This window comes from Pseudomonas sp. RW407 (assembly GCF_003176655.1).
Classification (GTDB): domain Bacteria; phylum Pseudomonadota; class Gammaproteobacteria; order Pseudomonadales; family Pseudomonadaceae; genus Pseudomonas; species Pseudomonas delhiensis.
In genome coordinates, this window is the sequence record NZ_QGSL01000100.1 from 1 (window position 1) to 314 (window position 314).

A 314-nucleotide genomic window follows, 5' to 3' on the forward strand; every position below is an offset into this window, starting at 1 on the left:
GGGTTCAGGCGCGAGACCGCGTGACCGGCGCGAGACAGGCCGAACATCACATCGCACTCATAACCACCGGTCGCCTCCAGCACGATACGGCCGGGCTTCTCCTCGGCGAACAGCGCCAGCAACTGCTGGTGACCTTGCTCGTCATTGGAAACGCTGAAGCTCTTGCCTTGCGGACGCAGCCATACGGCTAACGAATCCTTGGCGACATCGATACCCACCCAACACGTCATGATCAAACCCTCGTAAACTGCACGGCGAGAGCACTCTGACTGCCCACGCTTGTGGTTCGAGGTTTAGCTCGTTCAACTGTTCGG

At 59.6% G+C, this 314-nt stretch carries 1 protein-coding gene; it reads right to left on the bottom strand.

Going from position 1 to position 314, the window contains the following annotated elements:
* A partial coding sequence (locus DK254_RS16865; RefSeq protein WP_371921153.1) for a transposase occupies nucleotides 1–218 on the bottom strand: 218 nt, incomplete at its 3' end.
* Nucleotides 219–314: the final 96 nt, after the last annotated feature.